Genomic DNA, 2021 nt, shown 5'->3' on the forward strand with positions numbered 1-2021 from the left:
GCCGGGCTGGCCGCGCAGCGCAGGGAGTCCCGGGTGAGGCGGCCGCCCTCGTCGGCCAGCTCCGTGCGGCTCACGGTGTCGACGGCGCCGTCCCCGGCGCGCAGTCTGCCGGTCGTGCCCGCACGGTCGGCCAGCAGCTCCACGGACATACCGTTGACGACGGTGGTCGCGAGCACCCGGCACGGCTCTCCGCCGCAGTCCGGCATGGGCGGGTGCTCCCGCTCGCCCGGCGTGTCGGTGCCCAGCACCGCGGCCGCGACCTGCGCGGCCACGGCGACCATGCAGGCGACCACCACCGTGGCGACCACCGGACGCGGCGGCGACGTCCGAGCCACGAGGACCTCCTCCCTTCACCGACCACGCGACAGGGTAGGCGAGACGGGAGCGCGCGCCCCGGGCTCGAGACCGTTCCCGCACTGGTGACGGCGTTCGAGGGAGCCACGGACGTGAGCCTTCTCTCGTCTGACTGAACGTGGCGGATCCGTAAACTCTCGCAGAGCAGCGAACAAGGAGGTAAGCGTGCCCCAACCAGCCGCCGTTTCCAAGGTGCTCGTCGCCAACCGCGGGGAGATCGCCGTGCGGGTGATCCGGGCCGCGGCAGACGCGGGGCTGGCCAGCGTGGCCGTGTACGCCGACCCGGACCGGGACGCGCCGCACGTGCGCATGGCCGACGAGGCGTTCGCACTGAACGGCTCCACCGCCGCCGACACCTACCTGGTCACCGAGAAACTCCTCGACGTCGCCGCGCGGTCGGGCGCCGACTCGGTGCACCCCGGCTACGGCTTCCTCTCCGAGAACGCCGACTTCGCCCAGGCGGTTATCGACGCGGGCCTGACCTGGATCGGCCCGTCCCCGCAGGCCATCCGCGACCTCGGGGACAAGGTCACCGCCCGGCACCTCGCGCTGAAGGCGGGCGCCCCGCTCGTGCCCGGGACGAAGGACCCGGCCGCCGACGCGGACGAGATCGTGGCCTTCGCCGACGAGCACGGACTGCCCGTGGCGATCAAGGCCGCCTTCGGTGGTGGTGGTCGGGGGCTGAAGGTCGCCCGCACCCGGGAGGAGATCCCGGAGCTGTTCGAGTCGGCCACCCGGGAGGCCGTGGGCGCGTTCGGCCGCGGCGAGTGCTTCGTGGAGCGCTACCTGGACCGCCCCCGGCACGTGGAGGCGCAGGTGCTGGCCGACCAGCACGGCAACGTCGTGGTCGTCGGCACCCGGGACTGCTCGCTGCAGCGCCGCCACCAGAAGCTGGTGGAGGAGGCCCCCGCACCGTTCCTGTCCGACAAGCAGCGCGAGACCATCCACACCTCGGCGAAGGCGATCTGCCGGGAGGCGGGCTACCACGGCGCGGGCACGGTCGAGTACCTCGTCGGCGACGACGGCACGATCTCCTTCCTGGAGGTCAACACCCGGCTGCAGGTGGAGCACCCGGTCTCCGAGGAGACCACCGGCCTCGACCTCGTCCGCGAGCAGTTCCGCATCGCCGAGGGCTCCCCGCTGCCGTTCACCGAGGACCCCGCCCCGCGCGGCCACTCGATCGAGTTCCGCATCAACGGCGAGGACGCGGGCCGCAACTTCCTGCCCGCCCCCGGCACCGTCACCCGGTTGGAACTGCCGCAGGGCCCCGGCGTCCGCAACGACGCGGGCCTGGAGAGCGGCAGCGTGATCGGCGGGCAGTTCGACTCCATGCTCGCGAAGGTCATCGTGACCGGGGCCGACCGGCGGCAGGCGATCGAGCGCAGCAGGCGGGCGCTGGACGAGATGGTGGTCGAGGGCCTGCCGACGGTGCTGCCGTTCCACCGCACCATCCTGCGGGACCCGGCGTTCGTCGGCGACGACACCGGGTTCTCCGTGCACACGCGCTGGATCGAGACCGAGTTCGACAACACGATCGAACCGTTCACCGGTGAGCCGGACACCGGGGAGGACCAACCGGCCCGCAACACCGTCGTCGTCGAGGTCGGGGGGCGCAGGCTGGAGGTCTCGCTGCCCGGCGACCTCGCACCCGGCGGGGGTGCGCCCGC

1 protein-coding gene and 1 pseudogene are annotated in these 2021 nt (G+C 73.1%); one reads left to right on the forward strand and one right to left on the reverse strand.

Going from position 1 to position 2021, the window contains the following annotated elements; all coding sequences use genetic code 11:
* A pseudogene (locus ACTIR_RS0100245) lies at nt 1-335 on the reverse strand (hypothetical protein); the annotation flags it as partial.
* Nucleotides 336-519: 184 nt separating this feature from the next.
* Here ACTIR_RS0100245 and ACTIR_RS0100250 point away from each other — a divergent pair.
* Nucleotides 520-2021, forward strand: a 1502-nt coding sequence (locus ACTIR_RS0100250) for an acetyl-CoA carboxylase biotin carboxylase subunit (RefSeq protein WP_026452784.1), incomplete at its 3' end; no start/stop codon positions are given.

It is taken from the genome of Saccharomonospora iraqiensis subsp. iraqiensis, from assembly GCF_000430445.1.
Lineage (GTDB): Bacteria > Actinomycetota > Actinomycetes > Mycobacteriales > Pseudonocardiaceae > Saccharomonospora > Saccharomonospora iraqiensis.